Below are 20394 nucleotides of genomic sequence, written 5' to 3'. Positions count from 1 at the left end.
AAGAATATAAGTAAAATGCATAATTAATCATCTGGTATGATTTGACGAAATAGCGGGGTATGATAGGATATTGTTATTAATATTACAGGAAAAATTTAATGTCTATAAAGTTAAAAACCCCCGTCGAAATTGAAAAAATGCGAATAGCTGGAAAACTTGCAGCTGAAGTATTAGAAATGATTGAACCTTATGTTAAACCGGGCATTAGTACTGGTGAACTAGACAAAATTTGTTATGAATATATTGTTAATGTCCAAAAAGCTATTCCAGCTAATATTGGCTATAGTGGCTATCAACACACCACTTGTATTTCAATCAATGATGTGGTTTGCCATGGTATTCCAAATTTTGACAAAAAGTTAAAAGAAGGTGATATTTTAAATATTGATGTAACGGTTATCAAAGATGGTTATCATGGTGATACTTCTAGAATGTACATTGCTGGTAAGCCAACTATCGCAGGTGAAAAATTATGCCAAGTCACACAAGAAAGCCTTTATGAGGCGATTAAAATTATAAAACCCGGCATTCGTTTAAAAGAAATTGGTAAAACGATTCAAAAATATGTCGATAAATTTGGTTTTTCTTCAGTTCGAGAATATTGTGGTCATGGTATTGGTGAAGTCTATCATGATGAACCTCAAGTTTTACATTATGACGCTGATGATGGTGGTGTAATTTTAAAACCTGGAATGACTTTTACTATTGAACCTATGATAAATACAGGCGATTGGCGTACCCGTACCATGAAAGATGGCTGGACAGTCAAAACCAAAGATCATGGTCTTTCTGCACAGTATGAACATACTATTTTAGTAACTGATAATGGTGTTGAAATCTTAACATTGCGTAGTAACGAAGACTTTCCTCGTATTATTGAACACTAGAATGATAAAGATTCAACAATAAAATATTGCTGAATCTTTTATCTTTATAAATCTTAATACAATAATGTATAAAGCTTACGACGATATGCACTAGCTAATGGATTATTGGTTCCCAACGCAGCAAGTAAATCAAGTAATGCTTGTTTCAATTGACCTTTTCCAGCGTTGAGATCTTTCGTTAATGGGTTAAAAAGTAATTCAAGCGCTTCCTCATGACGTCCGACAGACATTAATTGCGAGGCTAGTTGAATCATGAGAGCAGTATTATCTGGTTGCTTAGTTAATTGATCTTGCAATTGTTGAATTTCTGGCGAATTAGCTGCTTGCTCAAGTAATTCTATCTCAGCTTGCAGGCCATGATAAACAGAATCATGATCTTGTAAAGGGATAGTTGCAAGTACTTCTTTTGCTTCGCTCAGTTGTTTTAATTCTATGTAAGATTTTATGAGCATTAATGCAATATCAGTTCTTGGTTTTCCAAGGTGATCGTTGAGTGCTTTCCAAGTTTGTTTTAATAAAGGTAAAGCTTGTTCATATTTTGCTTCATTAAACAGGTTTTGCGCTTCAATAAGTTTTAATTCTTCTTCATTGGGTAAAAACTTGACTAAAAACTCTTTAATTGTTTCTTCTGGTTGTGGGCCTTGAAAACCATCAACTGGTTGGCCATTTTGAAATAAATAAACTGTCGGGAGCGCCCGTAAACCAAATTGAGCTGCTAACATTTGTTGTTCATCGCAATTAATACTGGCTAAAATAAATTGCCCATGATGTTCATTAGCTAATTTAGTTAATGTTTGAGTCATCGCTTCATAATTTGGACTTCTAGCAGACCAAAAATAAAACAATACGGAATATTTAGATGATTCTTCAATGATCTTTTGAATATTTTGTTCATTAACATCAAAAATAAATTGGTTTTGCATATAGTGTCCTAACAATATTGGTTTATTTATTTCGTAGAATTTTATCCATTAATCTATCAGGAAGCAAACGTTTGGCAATTGCTGCTATCTTGGTAATATTTGTGACCCTGTAACGTATTTTGGGTGTTGGGTGTTCAAGTGCATGATATAAATATGGCAAAACTGCCTCTGCTGGTAAAGTAAATCGTTTTGCAATAGGTGGATTTTTTACAATATCCTTTTGCACCGTTTGATTAACATTATTTGAAAAAGATGTTTTTAACGGTCCAGGCTCAATTAAACACACTTTTATATTGGTTTTTGCTAATTCTAATCTCAGCACATCAGACCAGGCTTCTAAAGCATATTTACTGGCTGAGTAAGCACCTCGTCCCGGCGTTGCAACAATACCAACAATTGAGCTTGTTTGAATAATACGTCCTTCATTTTGTTCAAACATGGCAGGAAGCAATAATTGCGTCAACTGATGCACTCCAAAAAAATTGGTGGAAAATTGAGATTCTAACTGTTCACGGCTGACGGTTGATAAATGCCCATATACCCCAAAGCCAGCATTGTTAAATAACGCATATAATTTACCTTCTGCTAAATCCAATACTTCTTGAGCAACCCGCTTGACAGATTTTGGATTATCAAGATCAAGAAGCACTGTTTCGAATCCTTGTTCAATGAGCTTTTGTTGATCTGATAATTTTCGACACGAAGCAATAACACGATAACCTCGCTTTTTTAATGCAATGGCCGAAATATGCCCTATTCCACTTGAACAGCCTGTAATAAAAATTGTTCGCAATTTTAGCTCCGACTTATTCATATATTGTCAAATTTATCTTCACAAACTATGATAACACATCTAAATTGAAGTTACTCAAACTAAACCAAGAGGATCGTATGAGAATTGCTATTATTGCCGCAATGGAAGAAGAAGTAGCTATATTAAAAAGTAAAATCACCCATTATCACGTTGAGCGCCATTTAGATTGTGATTTTCATCTTGGTCAAATTTCAGGATGCGAGATTGTCTTACTCCAATCGGGTATAGGAAAAGTTGCTGCGGCATCGGGAACAACATTATTATTGAATAATTATAAAGTCGATGCGGTGATCAATACTGGTTCGGCTGGTGGGTTATCTTCCGACCTTAATATTGGTGATATTGTTGTTTCAAAGAATGTTTTTTACCATGATGTTGATTTAACTGCTTTTGGTTACAAACCAGGTCAAATGTCAGGTTGTCCTGTAGCATTTGATGCTGATCAAAAATACCAATCATTAGCTAAAATTTGTATCAAAAAGCACGAGGTTAATGCGATTGAAGGTTCAATTGCTAGTGGAGATGCTTTCATCAATGGTAAAAGTAATTTAGCAAGAATAAAACAAACTTTTCCTAATGCTATTGCTGTAGAAATGGAAGCCGCTGCTATTGGTCATGTTTGCTGGTTATTTAAAGTCCCATTTGTGGTTGTAAGAGCAATTTCAGATAATGGCGATAACGAATCAACGATGGATTTCCAATCATTTTTGAAACTTGCTGCAGCTCAATCATCACTCATTGTAGAGTCAATGTTGAGCAAGATTGCATCAAATAGTTTTCATCAATAACGAAAGTCCAAACAATACTTTTCAAATAAGGGTTTACGCCAACCTGTTAATATTTCGGGTTCGTTACCCTTTTTATCAACTTTCCATTTTACATATTGATTAATTAATCGACGTGAAAGCAATAAATCCTCACTAAGCCCTGTTTGTGAAGAAATCGTTAGTGCTGCTTGTTTTAACTCACCAGTAATTTTTTTATAATCTGGATAGCTATTAATTCGACGAATTGGTGGGATTTCAGGAATAGGATTAGATAATAGATCCAAAATTATTTGACCATACAAGCGAATTTCCTTTCCTTTCATACCTAACTTATCAAGTTCACCCAATGATGTCGGTGAATAGCGTGCAATTTTCAATAATACTTCTTCATGTACTACAAAATTTATAGCAATATCTTGTTCTTTCGCTAATCTATATCGCCAGCTCGCTAATTTATACAATTGTCCTAAACTTTTCCCTTTCAATTGCCAACTATTTTTAATATTTAGATAAGCATCATTTGGATCCATTAATTCCGATTTACGGGTAACCGCCATTCGGCACTCTTGATAAGCAGCTTGTAAATAATGATTAGTACTTAACTGTAACTTTAAAATATTAGTTAATGGAAAAAGATATAACACATCATTAATGGCATATTCACACTGTTTTTCAGTTAATGGACGTTTTAACCAATCTGTTCGGGTTTCGCTTTTATCAAGCTCTACCTCTAAATATTTTTTTACCAAACTAGCATAACCGCTACTCAATGGATTATCTAAAAAAGAAGCCAATATTTGGCTATCAACAATCTGGGTTGGAACACAGCCAAAATGATAAGAAAAGACTTCAATATCTTCACTACATGAATGAAAATATTTTTCAATAGTTGGATTATTTAATATCGCCAAAAAAGCCTGCCAATCAGTAATATTAATTGGATCAATTAACGCTGCATGTTCACCATTAAATACCTGCAATAAACCCAAATGAGGGTAAAAAGTTCGCGTTCGAACAAATTCAGTATCTAAAGCCAAAGCCGAGCTATTTTCGATTTTTGAACAATAATCAGCTAACTGATCATTACTAATAATAAATTGATAAGACAAAATCAAATTCCTGTTCAAATATATTTATTCATTGTGCGTATTTTTGTCAAAAACGATATCAATCACCACGATTTCGGAACGAGTCATTAAGCGAATTGGTGATCCCCAAAATCCATATCCACTACTTACAATGCTGGTAAAATGATGATCTTTATTTTGATACAAACCATAACTATTTTTATACATTAATTTCTCAATAAGATTGATAGGGAATATTTGCCCAGCGAGTGTATGCCCGGAAATCATCAAATCGACACCTAACTTTTCTGGTTCATCAAGGTCTTTTGGTTGATGATCTAATAAAATAATCGGTGTATTAGTATCAGTGAATATCATCAAATCAGACAGTGATGCTCGTTTTACATTATAATAACATGAAGAAAAATCATCTCGACCTACTAAGGTAATGCCTACCTCATCGAAATAAATGATATCATCTTTTAATACCTTTAAACCTATTTGCATAAAGGCGTTAGTGATATCTTCTTCTCGATTATTTTCTAGGTTAGTGGCTAAGTATTCATGATTACCGAAAATAATATAAGCACCATATTTTGATCTTAATTGCTGAAATTGCTTATCAAAGCCTTTTTGTGTAAAAGGTTTTAAATGTTTATCTAATGTATCACCCGTAATCACAACAAAATCAGCATTAAGCTTATTCACTTCATCAACCATTTGTTGAATAAATCGATGTGTGGTTAATTCATTAAGATGAATATCGGAAAGTTGAACAATACGTAAATGATCAACATTAGCAGATTTATGAATTTTGACTTGGTAATGAACAATCTTGGCATTAATTGCCATGTCATGACCAAAACAAAACAGTGATACAACGGCAACAATATAAACAATTTTAAGCCATAAATTGGGTTTAACCTTTTTTTGACTAAGCCAACGTACAGTGTCAAAAATAAACAATGTGAAAAAACAGCAAATCATTAAACCAGTAATGCTATTACAAAATAACGGTAACCAATAACTTGAAATATTATGTAATAATATAGAAAAGATGAGCGATAATCCGGCTATAACAACAACTAGCCAATAAACAAATTGATAACAACCAGTTATATGAAATTGAAACCAAAACTGCCATTGTTTTCCTAAATAAATGGTTATTAATATATTAACGATAATCGCGATAAAAATAATAATAAAATCGACAAATCCCATAATTATCCGAGCAATTGAATACCCAAAAATGATATGATAGCAGAATTATTTTTTATATTACCAATTAGTTTTATGGATATCAAAAAAGACCAGCTATTTTCAACACCAATTGATAAACTAGGCGATTGGACTTTTGATGAAAAAGTTGCCGAAGTTTTTCCTGATATGGTGCAACGTTCGGTTCCCGGCTATTCTAATATCATCTCAATGATCGGCATGCTAGCTGAAAGATTTGTACAACCTCATTCAATGATTTATGATTTAGGCTGTTCTTTAGGTGCTGCCACATTATCTATTCGCCGCCATGTTAATAAAGAAAACTGCCATATTATTGCGGTTGATAATTCCCAACCCATGGTTGACCGTTGTAAAAGGCATATTGAATCTTATAAAGCAAAAACGCCTGTAGATGTCATTTGTGATGATATCTGTAACCTTAATATGCAAAATGCGTCAATGGTAGTACTAAATTTTACCTTACAGTTTTTAACGCCTGAAAATCGCCAACGTGTTTTAAATAATATTTATACTGCATTAAAACCGAATGGTATCTTGGTAATGTCTGAAAAATTTAGCTTTAGTGATTCAACTATTGATGAATTATTATTTAATATGCATCATGACTTTAAACGTGCTAACGGCTATAGTGAACTTGAAATTAGCCAAAAGCGTAACATGTTAGAAAATGTCATGCTAACCGATACTATCGAAACACATAAACAGAGACTATCTGAAGCGGGTTTTAAACATATTGATACATGGTTCCAATGCTTTAATTTTGGCTCTATTATTGCCATAAAATAACAAATTAATTCAAGCGTAATTGATAAGGATAATAGAATGATTGACTTTGGTGATTTTTACCAGATTATCGCAAAAAATAAACTAAGTCGCTGGCTAGAAGTGTTACCAGCGCAGCTCGCAAATTGGCAAAAACAAAATATTGATAACCGTTTTAATCAATGGCTCAACAGTATTAAACATTTACCGTCAATCACTCCTTATCAAATTGATTTACTTCACAGTGTAACCGTCAATAGTGAACATCCTATTTCGACAGGTGAACAACAACGAATTACTCAATTACTAAAAAACATGATGCCATGGCGAAAAGGCCCTTTTCACTTATATGGTATTGATGTTGATACAGAATGGCGTTCAGATTGGAAGTGGAGGCGCTTAATTGATCATATTGACAATTTAGAAGGTAAAACTGTTTTAGATGTGGGTTGTAATAGTGGTTACCATTTATGGCGTATGATTGGCGCTGGAGCAAAACTCGCTGTTGGAATTGATCCTATGGCACTTTATCTATGCCAATTTGAGGCTATTCGCAAACTACTTGGTAACGATCAAAGAGCGCATTTATTACCACTTGGCATTGAGCAGCTACCCAAACTTAGTGCTTTTGATACCGTCTTTTCAATGGGGGTTTTATATCATCGTAGGTCACCACTTGATCATTTATGCCAATTAAAAGATCAATTAGTTGAAGGGGGGCAATTAGTACTCGAAACACTGGTTATTGATGGAGAATTACATCATGCCTTAATGCCAGGTGAGCGTTATGCACAAATGCGTAATGTCTACTTTATTCCATCTGTTCCAACCATGATTAACTGGCTAAATAAATGTGGTTTTTCGGATATAAAATTGGTTGATATATCACTAACCAGTTTAGATGAACAGCGTAAAACAGAGTGGATGACATCGGATTCACTAGCAGATTTTTTAGATCCCGCTGACTCAACTAAAACAATTGAAGGCTACCCTGCTCCAATGCGGGCTGTTTTTATTGCTAAAAAATGAAATAAAGCAATCTATAAAATACCCTTTATTGAAAGCAATAATATCATGGACAAGTGGTTACAAAATTAACTTAAAAAGAATAGCAAACTAATTGATATTCTTTAAATATTTTTCTGAAAATTAAACCGTGTTATAAACAATATGATAGTAAAAAACTTGTTAAGCGCTTGTAAAAAGTATCTGTTTAAATATAACTATAAACAATTTATTTTAATAATTGAGATAGTAGGAATGAATAATAATAAGTTATTTCTTTGTCTTTTTATTAATTTTAGTAAAAAGGCTCCTTATGCTATTTGGTCCAATTTTAACAATTTTGCACTACTACTTCATCTCAAAAACCTTGCTAGTAATTTATAGCCACATATATTAAAAATATAAAATAGCTAATTGAAACGACATCGTTATTTATATGCAAATTATAATGTAAATGCTATGCTTATAGACTTATAAAGAGGTCAACCTACAATTTATCATTTAAAGGTGATTTTATGACGCTTCCATCTTTTTTAACATTGTATAACGAACTAATTTCAACACCTACAATTAGTAACGTCACTAACCAGGAATTAGATTATTCTAACAAACCACTTATCGACAAGTTAGCTACTTGGTTTGAAGAATTAGGTTTTGTTATTGATATCCAGCCCGTTCCTAATACACGTCATAAATTTAATATGCTTGCTACCTATTCAAATAGCAAAAATAAAACACAAGGTGGTTTATTGTTAAGCGGGCACAGTGATACCGTTCCATTTGACGATGGGCAATGGACTAAAGATCCCTTTAAATTAACTGAAGAAAATAACAAACTATATGGACTTGGTACCGCCGATATGAAGGGCTTTTTTGCCTTTATTTTAGATGCACTGCGTGATATCGATCTTAAAAAACTAACCAAACCCATTTATGTTCTTGCTACCGCCGATGAAGAAACATCAATGGCTGGTGCGGCATTTTTTGCTAAAAACGCCATATTACAGCCTGACTGTACTATTATTGGTGAGCCAACATCGTTAATACCAATTCGCGCGCATAAAGGATTTATAGCTAACTCTATTAAAGTAATTGGTAAATCGGGACATTCGAGCGATCCTGATAAAGGCATAAACGCTATTGAAGTCATGCATTTAGTGGTAGAACGCTTATTAATCCTAAAACAAAAATTTAAAGAACAATATCATAATAATGGTTTTAGTGTACCTTACCCTACTCTAAATTTAGGCGTTATTCACGGTGGTGATGCAGCCAACCGTATTTGTGGCTGTTGTGAACTGGTCATTGATATCCGTGTATTGCCAGACAATGACATTGATTCGTTATATAACTCACTTTGTGATATACTCCAACCTGTTATGGACAAATATCCAAATCGAATCGAGATACAGTACGAAGTTACTCCAATTCCGGGATATGAATGTAAAAAAGATCATCCGGCATTACAGCATATCGAAAAATTAGTCGGTCATAATGCCGAAACGGTTAACTATAGCACCGAAGCACCATACTTAAATCAAATCTCGCCAACGATTGTATTAGGACCGGGATCGATCGAACAAGCACATCAACCCGATGAATTTATTTCAATGGACTTTTTAAAACCGACAAAATTAACGATAAAAAGACTAATTAAGGATTTTTGTCTTTAATTCCTTCAATACGCCAATAACAATAACCTCGGCGAGGTTTAATAAAAGAAATTTAATTAAATGTGAAAAGTTGCAAAATCGGTAGCAATTTCAGTGTTAACAAAGATATTTTTTGCTTCATTAACTAACTTTTTATTATCATTCAAACTGTATCTAGGGCTTATATGAGTCATAATAAGCCTTTTTGCACTAGCTTGTTTGGCAATGGTTGCAGCATGTACAGTGGTGGAATGACCACGTTCAATAGCTTTATCAACTAACGCATGTTTTTGTGTTGCTTCATGAACAAGCAAATCCACATCATTAGCAAGCTCAATCGAAGCTTGGCAAGGTATGGTATCACCTAAAATAGCCAGCTTTTTGCCTTTTTTTATTTTAGTTTGATAGTCAATGCCGTGAATAATCCGACCATCGGTTAAAGACACTGTTTTGCCATTTTTTAGATCATTATAAAAAGAACCAATTTGAATATTATCTTGCTTTAACTTATTGATATCGAGTTGAACTGGCAAATCTTTTTCGATAACACGATAACCAAAACATGGCACACGATGCTGTAATAATTTTGCTTCAACCTGAAACAGATTATCATCAAAAACAATACCGTCTCCTTCAAGCTCAATAATATTAAGAGGAAAGGTTAACCAAGAATAGCTAATTTCAATCACAGTCTCGATAAACTGCTTAATTCCTTTTGGCGCAATCAACGTCAAAGGGGATTGATTTTGCATTGAAGACCTAGATGCTAAAACACCCGGTAATCCAAACAAATGATCGCCATGTAAGTGCGTTAAAAAAATCACCTCAAGTTTAGCTAGACTAAATTTGGCTTTTTGCATTTGCATTTGAGTTGCCTCTCCACAATCAAAAAGCCATAACCGTCCCCGTTCTTGTCTAAGATCCAGTAAAATACTGCTCACATTACGTTGTAATGTTGGGGAACCCCCACTTGTCCCTAAAAAAGTTAATTCCATAAATATTTAAACATTTTTACGTTCAATCGTTTGTTCACCCCAAAACAACTTATCGGCTTTGGTTTTAGAAAAAGCAAGTTTCAACACTTCATCATTACCTTCCGACCAAATTTGTTCGGCAAGCTTTTCATCGTGGTTAGCTAACTCAAAAATCGCCTCTGCGATTTCAATCGAGGTTTCACGAACAGTAGCCCAAGATTTAATATCATGTATTTCTTTTTTAGAAATGTTCATTTTGCTACTCCTTTGAGTTGAATTAAATGTAAAATAACCCTATTTATTGAAAAATACAATAGGCTATATTCGTTATGATAATAATTATTTCTCCGGCTAAAACCTTAGATTATCAATCACCATTATTAACCCTAAATTATACACTTCCTCAATTTATTGATTCGACTAAAGTACTTATTCAAAATTGTCAAAAATTAAGTGTTGAAAATTTAACGAAACTAATGTCTATTAGCACAAAATTAGCAGAGCTCAATTATGATCGCTTTCAAAATTGGCATAGTGACTTCAACCTTGAAAATGCAAGGCAAGCGATACTCGCATTTAAAGGTGATGTGTACGAAGGATTACATGTGGAAGATTTTACTGATAAAGATCTAAAGTTCGCGCAATCCCATTTAAGAATATTATCCGGTCTTTATGGCATTTTAAAACCACTTGACCTAATTCAACCTTATCGGTTAGAGATGGGGATCCGTTTAAAAAATGGTAATAATACAAATCTTTATCAATATTGGGGCGACAAGTTAACTGAACACCTTAATAGCGAACTAACCAAATCATCACATCGCACATTAATCAATTTAGCCTCAAACGAATATTTTAAAGCCATTAAACCAAAACAATTAAATGCAACTATCATTCAGCCCATCTTTTTAGATCAAAGCAAAGATACCTATAAAGTTATTAGTTTTTATGCAAAAAAAGCACGCGGACTTATGACCCGATATATTATAAAAAATAGCATTGAAAAGGATGAAGATATTAAAAGTTTTAATCTAGAGGGTTATCAATTTGATTCAAAACGATCAACTGACTTAGAATGGTACTTTATACGTAATCATCAATAAAATAATAACGATGGAATTTCTTACTACATTATGGGCACAGTTTTTATCTACCTTGCCTTTATTTATCTTAATTTTATTAGGATATTTAGCGGTTAAACTAGGACGCTGGCAAAAAACGATAACCGATAGCTTAACCAAATTTACTTTTTATATTGCATTTCCAATTATGTTGTTTCAGATCATGAGCCATTTTTCTGAACATTCACAAATCAATATAAAATTATTATTTGTCTTTTTTGGTGGATCATTTATCGTTTTTGCATTTGGCTGCTTAATTGCATCTAAAATATTTAAATTAACTGGTTCAGAAAGTACGCTTTTTGCCATGGGAGGTATCTATACAAATACCGTGTTTGTTGGTATTCCCATCATCAAAATGTTACTTGGCGATAAAGCGATCCCCATTGTCGCCATTATTGTTATATTTAACGCACTGATTTTATGGACGCTTGCCACCGTATCAATTGAATTTGTTCAAATGGGCAAGCTTTCAGGTCGAAGCTTTTTCAAAGTTTTAAAAAACGTATCAAAAAATCCTATTATTATTGGTATTTTTACTGGAGTTGTGGTGAACTATATTAGTTTACCTTTGCCTAAATTTATCAATCAATCAACAAAAATGGTCAGCGATATGACGGCACCACTTTCACTGATTGTGCTAGGTATGGGATTAGCTGAATATAAAATTCGCGACAAATTACTTATTACTACCTCTATCTGTATTTTAAAATTGACCATGTTACCGATTGTTACCTATATTGTGGGTAAGCTCTTAGGACTACCTACTTTAGAATTACAAGTGGTAGTATTACTCAGTTCGGTTTCAATTGCGATAAACTGTTATATGATGGCAAGGCAGTTTGAAGTGTTACAAGGTCCTATTGCTTCTAGCTTGCTAATATCAACGACACTGTCTTCTGTCACAACGCCGTTGATTTTATCGATTATGACACATCTACCTTAAATGTTAATTAATGTGTTGCACGTTTTTAACTTTGTAATGTAGCACTAATGCCAAAACAATAACGGCACTGCCTAATAAAAAGCGTCCCCAATCAATAGATTGATGCCAAACCACTACATTCACCAAAATCCCTGTTGGGATAACCATATTATTCATAATCGCTAAAGTGCCCGAATCCACTTTGGTTGCACCATAATTCCATAAAAAATAACACACACCAGAAGCAACTACGCCAAGCCAAATAATAATTCCCCATTGCAAGCTGGTTGTCGGTAATTTTGATGCATTACCAAAAAGTAACCAACCTAGCGTTGCAACAATAAGCGCCCCCAAATAAACCCAAGCAAAAGCTTGATGTTGAGACATTGGATAAACTTCCATAATCCTTTTATACCCTACTTGCCCTAACGCAAAAACGATATTAGCGCCCTGAATTAATAAAAAACCAATAATAAAATTAGCACTAATACGATCATAACGAATAATGGCCGCACCGACTACCGCTATAATTGCCATTAAAAGATAGCTAAGTCTTAATGGATGGTGTTGCAATAAATCATAAATCACTGTGACATAAATCGGTGTAAAGATAGTAAACAACAGCACCTCAGGTACCGAAATATATTGAAAGGAATTATAATAAAAAAAGTACATAATCCCTAATTGACATGCCCCAACTCCCATTAAAAGCAACATCTGCTTAAAACGAATATTTTTAAAGCGTAGAAATGGAATAAAAGTAATAAAGGCAAATAGCACTCGCATCACAACAGCAAACCAAGAATCTACCTGCCCACTTAAATAAACCGCAATAAAACTAAATGAGAATGACCAAATAATCGTTACAAAAATAAGATAAAACATAATTGATACATATAAAAAATAACTAGACTCGCATCGTATCAATTGGTTTAATACTTGTAAACTTTATATCATAAAAATTGATTACTATATTAAAATAATTGATAGTCTAATCTTTTTGTCGTTTGATGCGAGGAAGCGAATATATCTTATTATTAATTGCCAACTTCATTTTAATAAACAGGATAGACAATCTCGTTAAGTTGGTATTCTTGTTCAATTTGGGCTAGCTCTTCTTTTGAACCAGCTTTTGAAGCTTTGTCTAACTCCTCAATTTGTCTAGATGTGATCTTAAAGCTCGGTTCAATATAAACAAAGCTTTTTGCATCATCTAGGCTGTAATCAATATACTTTAAGCCTACTTTATTTAGTGGTTTGTCCGTTCCATACTCCATAAAGTAGCTGATCCAATCCCAAGCATAAGTAAATAAACGGTTGGTTTTACCAAAATAAATATATTCACCTAACTCATGACTGGTCGGCTACAATTGAGCGTCAAATAATGTAAACTCATTGCTATGAATTATGCTATATACATGGAGAATTACTATATTTCGTCTTTTTATGAATTAAAATTCGTCCTCCCATAAAATTATTGTTGACTTCAAGTTGATAATTAAATTCTTCAACAATCCCAAAAATTATCTTCAATCACTACCACTGGTATTAGACAACGCAACTTAGATTCCAATTCACATATATACTCATAACAGCCCAAATCAGATTTTTTACGGCTTTAAAAATGATGTAAATTGTAATACCCTGTTATTTTTAGATCCTCAAATATCAATTTAGCTTATAACGGCGCAGAGACTTTGAAAAGGCACTGTATAGATATCTTTTTTACGAATATAATCAATGCCCATTTTAAATAATTTTTCTACATTTATCTGATCATTATAGATTATTCGAGTTGCTTCGAGTTTTATCCATAATTTATCTTTTTTAATGTTTTGTAAAAGCAACTTTAATTGCTTAACAAAAAATTAAACAACTCATTATAGACATCAGTATATAAAGGAGTTCCTCAAAAATGATTAATTATGGCATAATGTGCGCCAAATCACATTTTAGCGAATTTACTCAAAAACTAATGACTATTTTTAAGTAAAACGCATTTTAAAGAGAGTCAATTTTCGTGTTAAGTACAAATAACATCACAATGCAATTTGGCAGTAAGCCATTATTTGAAAACATCTCGGTTAAATTTGGCAACGGTAATCGTTATGGTCTAATCGGTGCTAATGGCAGTGGTAAATCCACCTTTATGAAAATTATTGGTGGCGATCTAGTGCCGACCTCAGGTAATGTGGCTTTAGATCCACATGAAAGACTCGGTAAATTACGCCAAGATCAGTTTGCTTTTGAAGAATTTACCGTCCTTGATACCGTCATTATGGGACATACCGAATTATGGCAAATCAAACAAGAACGCGATCGCATTTATTCACTTCCTGAAATGAGTGAAGAAAATGGCTTTAAAGTTGCTGATTTAGAAACTCAATATGCTGAAATGGATGGTTACAGTGCCGAATCTCGGGCTGGCGAATTATTATTAGGTGTTGGTATTCCAATTGAGCAACATTACGGATTAATGAGCGAAATCGCACCAGGTTGGAAGTTGCGGGTATTATTAGCCCAAGCCTTATTTTCAAATCCAGATATCTTATTACTCGATGAGCCAACCAATAACTTAGATATTGATACGATTCGCTGGCTTGAAGATACCTTAAATCAACGCGAAAGCACTATGATCATTATTTCGCATGACCGCCATTTTTTGAATATGGTCTGTACTCATATGGCAGATTTAGATTATGGTGAATTGCGCATCTATCCGGGTAACTACGACGATTACATGACCGCATCAACGCAAGCGAGAGAGCGTTTGTTAGCAGACAATGCCAAAAAGAAAGCACAAATCAGTGAACTGCAATCGTTTGTTAGTCGCTTTAGTGCCAATGCATCAAAATCAAAACAAGCAACTTCACGTGCAAGGCAAATTGAAAAAATCAAACTTGAAGAAATCAAAGCTTCTAGTCGGCAAAATCCATTTATTCGTTTTGAACAAGATAAAAAACTATTCCGTAATGCGCTTGTTGTTGAAGATCTTACCAAAGGATTTGACAATGGCCCTCTTTTTAAAAATCTTAAGCTCATGGTTGAAGTAGGCGAAAAAGTTGCTATTTTAGGAACCAACGGTATTGGTAAAACCACATTATTAAAAACGCTAATGGGCGAACTGGCTCCTGAACAAGGCGATATAAAATGGTCTGAAAACGCAAATATTGGTTATTATGCGCAAGATCATGAATACGAATTTGAAGGCGATTTAACGGTATTTGACTGGATGAGCCAATGGAAACAACCAAACGACGATGAACAAGCCGTGCGTAGTATTCTAGGTCGATTATTATTTTCACAAGACGATATTAAAAAGCAAGTTAAAGTCTTATCTGGTGGTGAAAAAGGACGTATGTTATTTGGTAAATTGATGATGCAACGCCCTAACATTATTGTTATGGACGAGCCAACTAACCATTTAGATATGGAATCTATCGAATCACTCAATATGGCATTAGAGCTTTATCAAGGTACGCTATTCTTTGTTTCGCACGACCGTGAATTTGTTAGCTCATTAGCAACACGAATTGTTGAAATCACTCCAGAAAAAGTAATTGATTATACGGGTAATTATGAAGATTACTTGTGTAGCCAAGGAATTGCATGATATAAATAGCCAAAAAGCCACTGACTAATGTGGCTTTTTTATAAAAAATTCAAATAATTAAATTAAAATTCTAACTCATCCCACCAAATATCAATAAGTTGGCTGGTTTTTACATTTTTCAGGCCATGAGTTTCTAGCCATTTTGTGACAGTGCCACGATGTTCTTCAGTACAGTTCCCTAATTTTTGGGTGCAAATGATCCCTTTCCAATTTAAATAACCGCTTCCCTCATAAGCTAAACCATTGGGTTGAATAGCTTCAATAATAAACTGATCAACGATACTGTCTAAAGCCTCTTCGCTTGTGCCTTCGTCAAAAGACCAACTAACAGTAAAGCCTAATTCTTTAAACTCTTCAATGTGTAATTTTTTTCGTAAACGTCTGCTGCGATTTACCATAATCGTTTCCTTCTACATTATTAAATATTAGTGTTTATTTTTAGTGTGATTATGCCGGCTTGATGATTTCCCGCCATTTTGATTGGATGGCGACGATTGGTTCGAGCTTGAACTTCCTCTTTTTGGTGGTGCTCGCCTTTGTGATAATTTTTTTACCGGTTCGGCTTTAATCTTAGGATCAACTTCAAAACCTTTAGTTGTTATTTCTGGGATCGGTTGTTTAATTAACTTTTCAATCGATCTTAATTGAGGAAGCTCATCAATGCACACCAACGAAATAGCCTGCCCTTCATTTTGTGCCCGTCCTGTTCGCCCAATGCGGTGTACATAATCTTCTGCCACTTGCGGTAGCTCATAATTAACAACATAAGGAAGTAACTCAATATCAATGCCTCTTGCTGCAATGTCAGTTGCAACTAAAGCACGTATTTGTCCAATTTTAAAATCTGCCAAGGCTTTAGTGCGTGCGCCTTGGCTTTTATTGCCATGAATAGCTGCTGCCTTTATGCCATCTTTAGTCAACTGCTCGGCCAAGTGGTTAGCACCATATTTAGTACGAGTAAAGATCAACACCTGTCGCCACTGATTTTTACCAATTAAATAAGAAAGTAATTCACGCTTACGCCGTTTATCAACTCGATGGACATATTGAGTAATTTGTTCTGAAGCACTATTATTTTTTGCGATCGAAACAGATTCAGGTGAACTCAAAATAGATTGAGCCAAAACTTTTATTTCATCCGAAAAAGTCGCCGAAAACATCAAATTTTGACGTTTTTTCGGTAATTTAGCAATCACACGACGAATATCGTGAATAAAGCCCATATCTAACATACGATCCGCTTCATCCAACACTAATATTTTAACCGTTGAAAGATCCACAGCATTTTGTTGCACTAAATCCAGTAATCGCCCAGGAGTTGCAATTAAGATATCCACACCGCCACGTAGTTTCATCATCTGCGGATTAATACTTACTCCACCAAATACTACTAATGATCGAATGGGCAAATAGCAGCTATAGTCACAAATATTTTGGCCAATTTGTGCAGCAAGTTCACGTGTTGGCGCTAAAATCAAGGCGTATAGTGGGCGTTTACCTTTTTTACTATTTGAATTATCAGATTCTTTGGTTTTCTGCTCAATTAACTTTTGTAAAATTGGCAAGCTAAAGCCAGCGGTTTTACCTGTTCCTGTCTGCGCACTCGCCATTAGATCTTTGCCAGATAAAATTACGGGAATAGCTTTTTGCTGAATGGGAGTTGGTTCGGTATAGTTTTGTTCTTGAATTGCTTTTAAAATCTCGGTATCTAAACCAAGAGAGTCAAATGACATGAAATGTTTCCTAAATAAACGAAAAATAAATTATCCAAACGCATTATAAAGCAATTCAGTAATATTTGTCTGATTATTTAACAACTCATTTTCCTCAACACGTCTTTATTGGATATTATATACATGTATTTTTATAAACTTTTATAAGTTTGTATGAATAAATCAGTGATATTTTTATTTTTCTAAAAATGATTTTTTCTTAAAATATGAGGAATTATATTAAAAGTATACAGCTGAAAAAATAATATTTATTATTATTTATGATTGCACTCGTATTTTTTATCTACCTAATAAATCGTTTTTGGATTAGTTTATGCGATTTAACTTTAGAAGTTTCAATAACCTGTTCATTGCGACAATTTTTATTAATAGCTAGCCTTAACTATATTGTAAAGCAATACTTAGCATTCGCAAATTTCCACTGTACCATTTTGGGGTTGATTACACTGCAATAAACTTCTCCTAAAATGAAAAAACTGACTCATTTAAAAATCATTTAACTGAGCCAGACAAGCAGCATTAATCAATAATTACACGACCATGCAATGGTTGAATTGGACGATTGTTATTGTGATGCATGATTGAGTGGAATTTTTCGATTTGTTCAGTAGACACATTACTTTCTTGCTCTAGTACAATCCATATAACACCTTCAGTACAAGGCGGAGTAGTCAGTGAGCCGCTAAAGCGATAAAAATTTAACCTGTTTGGCAATAATGCCTTAATATCAACTGACTGGTTTAATACTGCTGTGCTTCCTGCTTCTGTCGGAATTTGCTGCCAAGCTTTAGCTAGTTCGAGGTTAGGTTTCCCTTTTTTAAACATAAGCCCAACAACCGCTAAATCACCATTTTTGCTTTTATAAACAAAATGAGCTGCCATAGGAAAGTGTTTGCCATTGATTTCATTCTCACTTGGGGTGTGAAAATGGAATTGTTGTAGGGTAAAAACTTCGTTATCAATTTCTAGCGTATTACCTTCATCAACATTCACTTGGACTGTATGACCATTATTAATGATTTCTTGTTTACCTGGTTTGAAAACCAGTTTAAGTTTATCATGATGTGTTTTTAATGCATGTTCAATATTGATAGGTGATTGATTTTTTCCATTTTCACATGTTGAAAATTCTGGTGAAAGCTTTCCCCAATTTTCGGGTTTAGCTTCGCCTTCATAATCCCAATGCGGAACAGGCTCTGCTGCAACGCAAGATAAGCTAGTTACCATTAGTACCGCAATTATTACATTAAGTTTCATATTAAATTTCATATTAATTTTACACTACAATGTTGGTTATGGGGAGGTAGATTATACACCTCGACTTTTCATTTTTATAGATAAAAAAGCACGAATTAGTTAATTTTTTCCAAAAAATTCATGATTAATTAAAAATCTAATAGTAACAAACTAAACAAGAAAATATTCTGATCTGTACGTACAGTATTTTTAAATAGTCATAAAAATGTATATCAAAACGAGATCTGTATTGTTGTAGTATTAATAAATCAATTAAAAAGGACTAGAGTACTTTTATAGTATAGCCCTTTTTAATTTAATCAATTGATTAGAAGTTATAACGAATACCAGCTAATAAATCAATTGAGCTTAACTTGGCACTGGTATTAGTTCGGTAATATTCATTATGTTTTTTAATAGTTATTTTACCTGCATCTACATAGCGAGCCATAAAATCAAAATCTAGATTATTATTGACTTTATAAGCTACACCGGCTGCAACATTCCATGCAAATTTAGTTTTAGTTTTTGATAAAGAACGTTCGTAGTCAACACCATCAACAGAAACATTATATTGCTCTCTATAACTATTTTCTAATTTAGTGAATGCCATACCTATTCCAACACCAACAAATGGAGTAATTGATGAGTCTATATCAATATCTGAATAACCATTTAACATGAGTGTATTCATACGTGATTTAACTTTTTGAGTAGTACGAAGATGATAATCCTCATATGTACTGTATCTATTTTCTTTTTTCTCTGTATTACCTCGTAGTGTAAAAGATAGCTCCACTCTTACTGGAATATCATCGTCATGGAAGCTATAACCTAAATTTAAAGCACTTGCTAATTTAGTTTTATGCATCGAATCAAAGATATCATCGTTCAAGACAATACCCCGTTTATGATACATATTGTCCTTAAGACTGCTTGCCTTCAGCATCGCAGCACCTAATTGTCCACCTAGATAAAATCCACTTGTTTCAGCATAAGCAAAACTTGAGAAACACGCAAAAGTTGTTAGTGCGATTAATGTTTTTTTCATTTTCATTTCCTTAATTATTTTTAGTTATAATTTATAATGCGAGGCGTAATTTTCCGCGTCAATTTTGTACTAGCGCTAACGATGGAGTAATTGCAATTTTATTTACTACTGCAAACACAACTAGAATTTTTCTAGCATATTATCAATACAATATCAACAACTTTAGCACAACTCAACCAAATATAAAACGAACTTCATTCAACAAATTCACTCTAAAATTAACTTTGAAATCCTTACCATATTATTATAGGAATGTAGTCAAAAACATACTTAATGTATAAATAAACAGCATAGGGCTATTTATTCAAAATAAGTTACATGTAAAAAATAGAAATTGAACAAAAAATACGATGAATTTTGATGTCGCCAATGAAATGGACGATTAAATAAATAGAGGGGAGTTTTAAGTTGGCTAAAAAAATAATGGAAAAGTAAGACATTTTCAACCTAAAACTAGTCAAAATAGTATTACTGATTTTACAATACCATATAAATGATTTACATTATGCTAGTCATTAATTGATTATTTAGAAACAAACTTTACTATATATTGTTTTCTATATTCATTGTCATTATATAAATATCAACAATAAAGCTTTATAGCAGCAATTCTATATAAATAAAG

At 33.5% G+C, this 20394-nt stretch carries 20 protein-coding genes; 8 read left to right on the top strand and 12 right to left on the bottom strand.

What is annotated here, in order from left to right; genetic code table 11:
- Positions 1 to 98: 98 nt before the first annotated feature.
- A complete protein-coding gene (map, locus tag A9G23_RS02110; RefSeq protein WP_065586059.1) occupies positions 99 to 887 on the top strand; it encodes a type I methionyl aminopeptidase in 789 nt (262 codons plus the stop codon).
- Positions 888 to 940: 53 nt separating this feature from the next.
- Here the strand turns inward: map and A9G23_RS02105 are convergent, their stop codons facing one another.
- Complete coding sequence (locus tag A9G23_RS02105) at positions 941 to 1810, bottom strand: co-chaperone YbbN (RefSeq protein ID WP_065586058.1); 870 nt, start codon at positions 1808 to 1810, stop codon at positions 941 to 943.
- Between the two features lie 22 nt (positions 1811 to 1832).
- Positions 1833 to 2624, bottom strand: coding sequence for an SDR family oxidoreductase (locus tag A9G23_RS02100; RefSeq protein WP_065586057.1), 792 nt, complete (start codon positions 2622 to 2624; stop codon positions 1833 to 1835).
- Between the two features lie 77 nt (positions 2625 to 2701).
- On the opposite strand from A9G23_RS02100, the gene A9G23_RS02095 reads away from it, so the two are divergent.
- On the top strand, positions 2702 to 3412 hold the full coding sequence (locus A9G23_RS02095; RefSeq protein ID WP_065586056.1) for a 5'-methylthioadenosine/adenosylhomocysteine nucleosidase: 711 nt from the start codon (positions 2702 to 2704) through the stop codon (positions 3410 to 3412).
- On the opposite strand, the gene rnd is transcribed toward A9G23_RS02095, so the two are convergent.
- Positions 3406 to 4500, bottom strand: a complete 1095-nt coding sequence (rnd, locus tag A9G23_RS02090) for a ribonuclease D (RefSeq protein WP_065586055.1) — start codon at positions 4498 to 4500, stop codon at positions 3406 to 3408. The genes A9G23_RS02095 and rnd overlap by 7 nt on opposite strands.
- A gap of 24 nt (positions 4501 to 4524) precedes the next feature.
- The gene (locus A9G23_RS02085) at positions 4525 to 5679 is read right to left on the bottom strand and encodes a metallophosphoesterase (protein WP_065586054.1); all 1155 of its coding nucleotides are present in this window, start codon (positions 5677 to 5679) and stop codon (positions 4525 to 4527) included.
- Between the two features lie 33 nt (positions 5680 to 5712).
- Between A9G23_RS02085 and cmoA the strand changes: the two genes are divergently transcribed.
- The 3 genes from cmoA to argE all read left to right on the top strand — a co-directional run bounded on the left by cmoA (position 5713) and on the right by argE (position 9137).
- Entirely contained in the window at positions 5713 to 6483 is a 771-nt protein-coding gene (cmoA, locus tag A9G23_RS02080; RefSeq protein ID WP_065586053.1) for a carboxy-S-adenosyl-L-methionine synthase CmoA, read from the top strand.
- 36 nt (positions 6484 to 6519) lie between these two features.
- Positions 6520 to 7488, top strand: coding sequence for a tRNA 5-methoxyuridine(34)/uridine 5-oxyacetic acid(34) synthase CmoB (gene cmoB, locus A9G23_RS02075; protein WP_065586052.1), 969 nt, complete (start codon positions 6520 to 6522; stop codon positions 7486 to 7488).
- Between the two features lie 491 nt (positions 7489 to 7979).
- Positions 7980 to 9137 (top strand): acetylornithine deacetylase, encoded by a 1158-nt coding sequence (gene argE / locus A9G23_RS02070; protein WP_065586051.1) that lies wholly within the window; start codon positions 7980 to 7982, stop codon positions 9135 to 9137.
- Between the two features lie 56 nt (positions 9138 to 9193).
- Here argE and rnz read toward each other — a convergent pair whose 3' ends face one another.
- Positions 9194 to 10111 (bottom strand): ribonuclease Z, encoded by a 918-nt coding sequence (gene rnz / locus A9G23_RS02065; RefSeq protein ID WP_065586050.1) that lies wholly within the window; start codon positions 10109 to 10111, stop codon positions 9194 to 9196.
- Between the two features lie 6 nt (positions 10112 to 10117).
- Positions 10118 to 10345 (bottom strand): YccJ family protein, encoded by a 228-nt coding sequence (locus A9G23_RS02060; RefSeq protein WP_065586049.1) that lies wholly within the window; start codon positions 10343 to 10345, stop codon positions 10118 to 10120.
- Between the two features lie 74 nt (positions 10346 to 10419).
- Between A9G23_RS02060 and yaaA the strand changes: the two genes are divergently transcribed.
- Positions 10420 to 11193 carry a peroxide stress protein YaaA gene (yaaA, locus tag A9G23_RS02055; protein ID WP_065586048.1) on the top strand — a complete coding sequence of 258 codons (774 nt, stop codon included), beginning with the start codon at positions 10420 to 10422 and terminating at the stop codon, positions 11191 to 11193.
- Positions 11194 to 11203: 10 nt separating this feature from the next.
- Positions 11204 to 12157, top strand: a complete 954-nt coding sequence (locus tag A9G23_RS02050) for an AEC family transporter (RefSeq protein ID WP_065586047.1) — start codon at positions 11204 to 11206, stop codon at positions 12155 to 12157.
- A gap of 3 nt (positions 12158 to 12160) precedes the next feature.
- Here the strand turns inward: A9G23_RS02050 and A9G23_RS02045 are convergent, their stop codons facing one another.
- Positions 12161 to 13021: a carboxylate/amino acid/amine transporter gene (locus tag A9G23_RS02045; protein ID WP_065586046.1), complete on the bottom strand. Its 861-nt coding sequence runs from the start codon at positions 13019 to 13021 to the stop codon at positions 12161 to 12163.
- A gap of 170 nt (positions 13022 to 13191) precedes the next feature.
- Positions 13192 to 13413 (bottom strand): hypothetical protein, encoded by a 222-nt coding sequence (locus A9G23_RS02040; RefSeq protein ID WP_065586045.1) that lies wholly within the window; start codon positions 13411 to 13413, stop codon positions 13192 to 13194.
- Between the two features lie 743 nt (positions 13414 to 14156).
- Between A9G23_RS02040 and A9G23_RS02035 the strand changes: the two genes are divergently transcribed.
- Complete coding sequence (locus A9G23_RS02035; protein WP_065586044.1) at positions 14157 to 15749, top strand: ABC-F family ATPase; 1593 nt, start codon at positions 14157 to 14159, stop codon at positions 15747 to 15749.
- A gap of 62 nt (positions 15750 to 15811) precedes the next feature.
- Here the strand turns inward: A9G23_RS02035 and A9G23_RS02030 are convergent, their stop codons facing one another.
- The 4 genes from A9G23_RS02030 to A9G23_RS02015 all read right to left on the bottom strand — a co-directional run bounded on the left by A9G23_RS02030 (position 15812) and on the right by A9G23_RS02015 (position 19769).
- Complete coding sequence (locus A9G23_RS02030) at positions 15812 to 16147, bottom strand: YggL family protein (RefSeq protein WP_065586043.1); 336 nt, start codon at positions 16145 to 16147, stop codon at positions 15812 to 15814.
- Positions 16148 to 16174: 27 nt separating this feature from the next.
- The gene (locus tag A9G23_RS02025) at positions 16175 to 17482 is read right to left on the bottom strand and encodes a DEAD/DEAH box helicase (RefSeq protein ID WP_081296897.1); all 1308 of its coding nucleotides are present in this window, start codon (positions 17480 to 17482) and stop codon (positions 16175 to 16177) included.
- Positions 17483 to 18001: 519 nt separating this feature from the next.
- Positions 18002 to 18739, bottom strand: coding sequence for a carbonic anhydrase (locus A9G23_RS02020; protein WP_065586042.1), 738 nt, complete (start codon positions 18737 to 18739; stop codon positions 18002 to 18004).
- A 307-nt stretch (positions 18740 to 19046) separates the two neighbouring features.
- The gene (locus tag A9G23_RS02015) at positions 19047 to 19769 is read right to left on the bottom strand and encodes an outer membrane protein (RefSeq protein ID WP_065586041.1); all 723 of its coding nucleotides are present in this window, start codon (positions 19767 to 19769) and stop codon (positions 19047 to 19049) included.
- Between the last annotated feature and the right edge of the window lie 625 nt (positions 19770 to 20394).

It is taken from the genome of Gilliamella sp. App4-10 (assembly GCF_001690495.1).
In the GTDB taxonomy this organism is placed as follows: Bacteria; Pseudomonadota; Gammaproteobacteria; order Enterobacterales; family Orbaceae; genus Gilliamella; species Gilliamella apicola_G.
The sequence above is the reverse complement of the archived record's forward strand: the minus strand, read 5'-3'. Positions and strand labels throughout refer to the sequence as shown.

Excerpts from the sequence above, each read along its gene's own strand:
- cmoB (WP_065586052.1), top strand. The coding sequence starts at position 6,520 with ATGATTGACTTTGGTGATTTTTACCAGATTATCGCAAAAAATAAACTA.
- argE (WP_065586051.1), top strand. The coding sequence starts at position 7,980 with ATGACGCTTCCATCTTTTTTAACATTGTATAACGAACTAATTTCAACA.
- A9G23_RS02100 (WP_065586057.1), bottom strand. The coding sequence starts at position 2,624 with ATGAATAAGTCGGAGCTAAAATTGCGAACAATTTTTATTACAGGCTGT.
- map (WP_065586059.1), top strand. The coding sequence starts at position 99 with ATGTCTATAAAGTTAAAAACCCCCGTCGAAATTGAAAAAATGCGAATA.
- A9G23_RS02040 (WP_065586045.1), bottom strand. The coding sequence starts at position 13,413 with ATGGAGTATGGAACGGACAAACCACTAAATAAAGTAGGCTTAAAGTAT.
- cmoA (WP_065586053.1), top strand. The coding sequence starts at position 5,713 with ATGATAGCAGAATTATTTTTTATATTACCAATTAGTTTTATGGATATC.
- A9G23_RS02020 (WP_065586042.1), bottom strand. The coding sequence starts at position 18,739 with ATGAAACTTAATGTAATAATTGCGGTACTAATGGTAACTAGCTTATCT.
- rnz (WP_065586050.1), bottom strand. The coding sequence starts at position 10,111 with ATGGAATTAACTTTTTTAGGGACAAGTGGGGGTTCCCCAACATTACAA.
- A9G23_RS02095 (WP_065586056.1), top strand. The coding sequence starts at position 2,702 with ATGAGAATTGCTATTATTGCCGCAATGGAAGAAGAAGTAGCTATATTA.
- A9G23_RS02045 (WP_065586046.1), bottom strand. The coding sequence starts at position 13,021 with ATGTTTTATCTTATTTTTGTAACGATTATTTGGTCATTCTCATTTAGT.
- A9G23_RS02030 (WP_065586043.1), bottom strand. The coding sequence starts at position 16,147 with ATGGTAAATCGCAGCAGACGTTTACGAAAAAAATTACACATTGAAGAG.
- A9G23_RS02050 (WP_065586047.1), top strand. The coding sequence starts at position 11,204 with ATGGAATTTCTTACTACATTATGGGCACAGTTTTTATCTACCTTGCCT.
- yaaA (WP_065586048.1), top strand. The coding sequence starts at position 10,420 with ATGATAATAATTATTTCTCCGGCTAAAACCTTAGATTATCAATCACCA.
- A9G23_RS02060 (WP_065586049.1), bottom strand. The coding sequence starts at position 10,345 with ATGAACATTTCTAAAAAAGAAATACATGATATTAAATCTTGGGCTACT.
- A9G23_RS02105 (WP_065586058.1), bottom strand. The coding sequence starts at position 1,810 with ATGCAAAACCAATTTATTTTTGATGTTAATGAACAAAATATTCAAAAG.
- A9G23_RS02015 (WP_065586041.1), bottom strand. The coding sequence starts at position 19,769 with ATGAAAAAAACATTAATCGCACTAACAACTTTTGCGTGTTTCTCAAGT.
- A9G23_RS02025 (WP_081296897.1), bottom strand. The coding sequence starts at position 17,482 with ATGTCATTTGACTCTCTTGGTTTAGATACCGAGATTTTAAAAGCAATT.
- A9G23_RS02085 (WP_065586054.1), bottom strand. The coding sequence starts at position 5,679 with ATGGGATTTGTCGATTTTATTATTATTTTTATCGCGATTATCGTTAAT.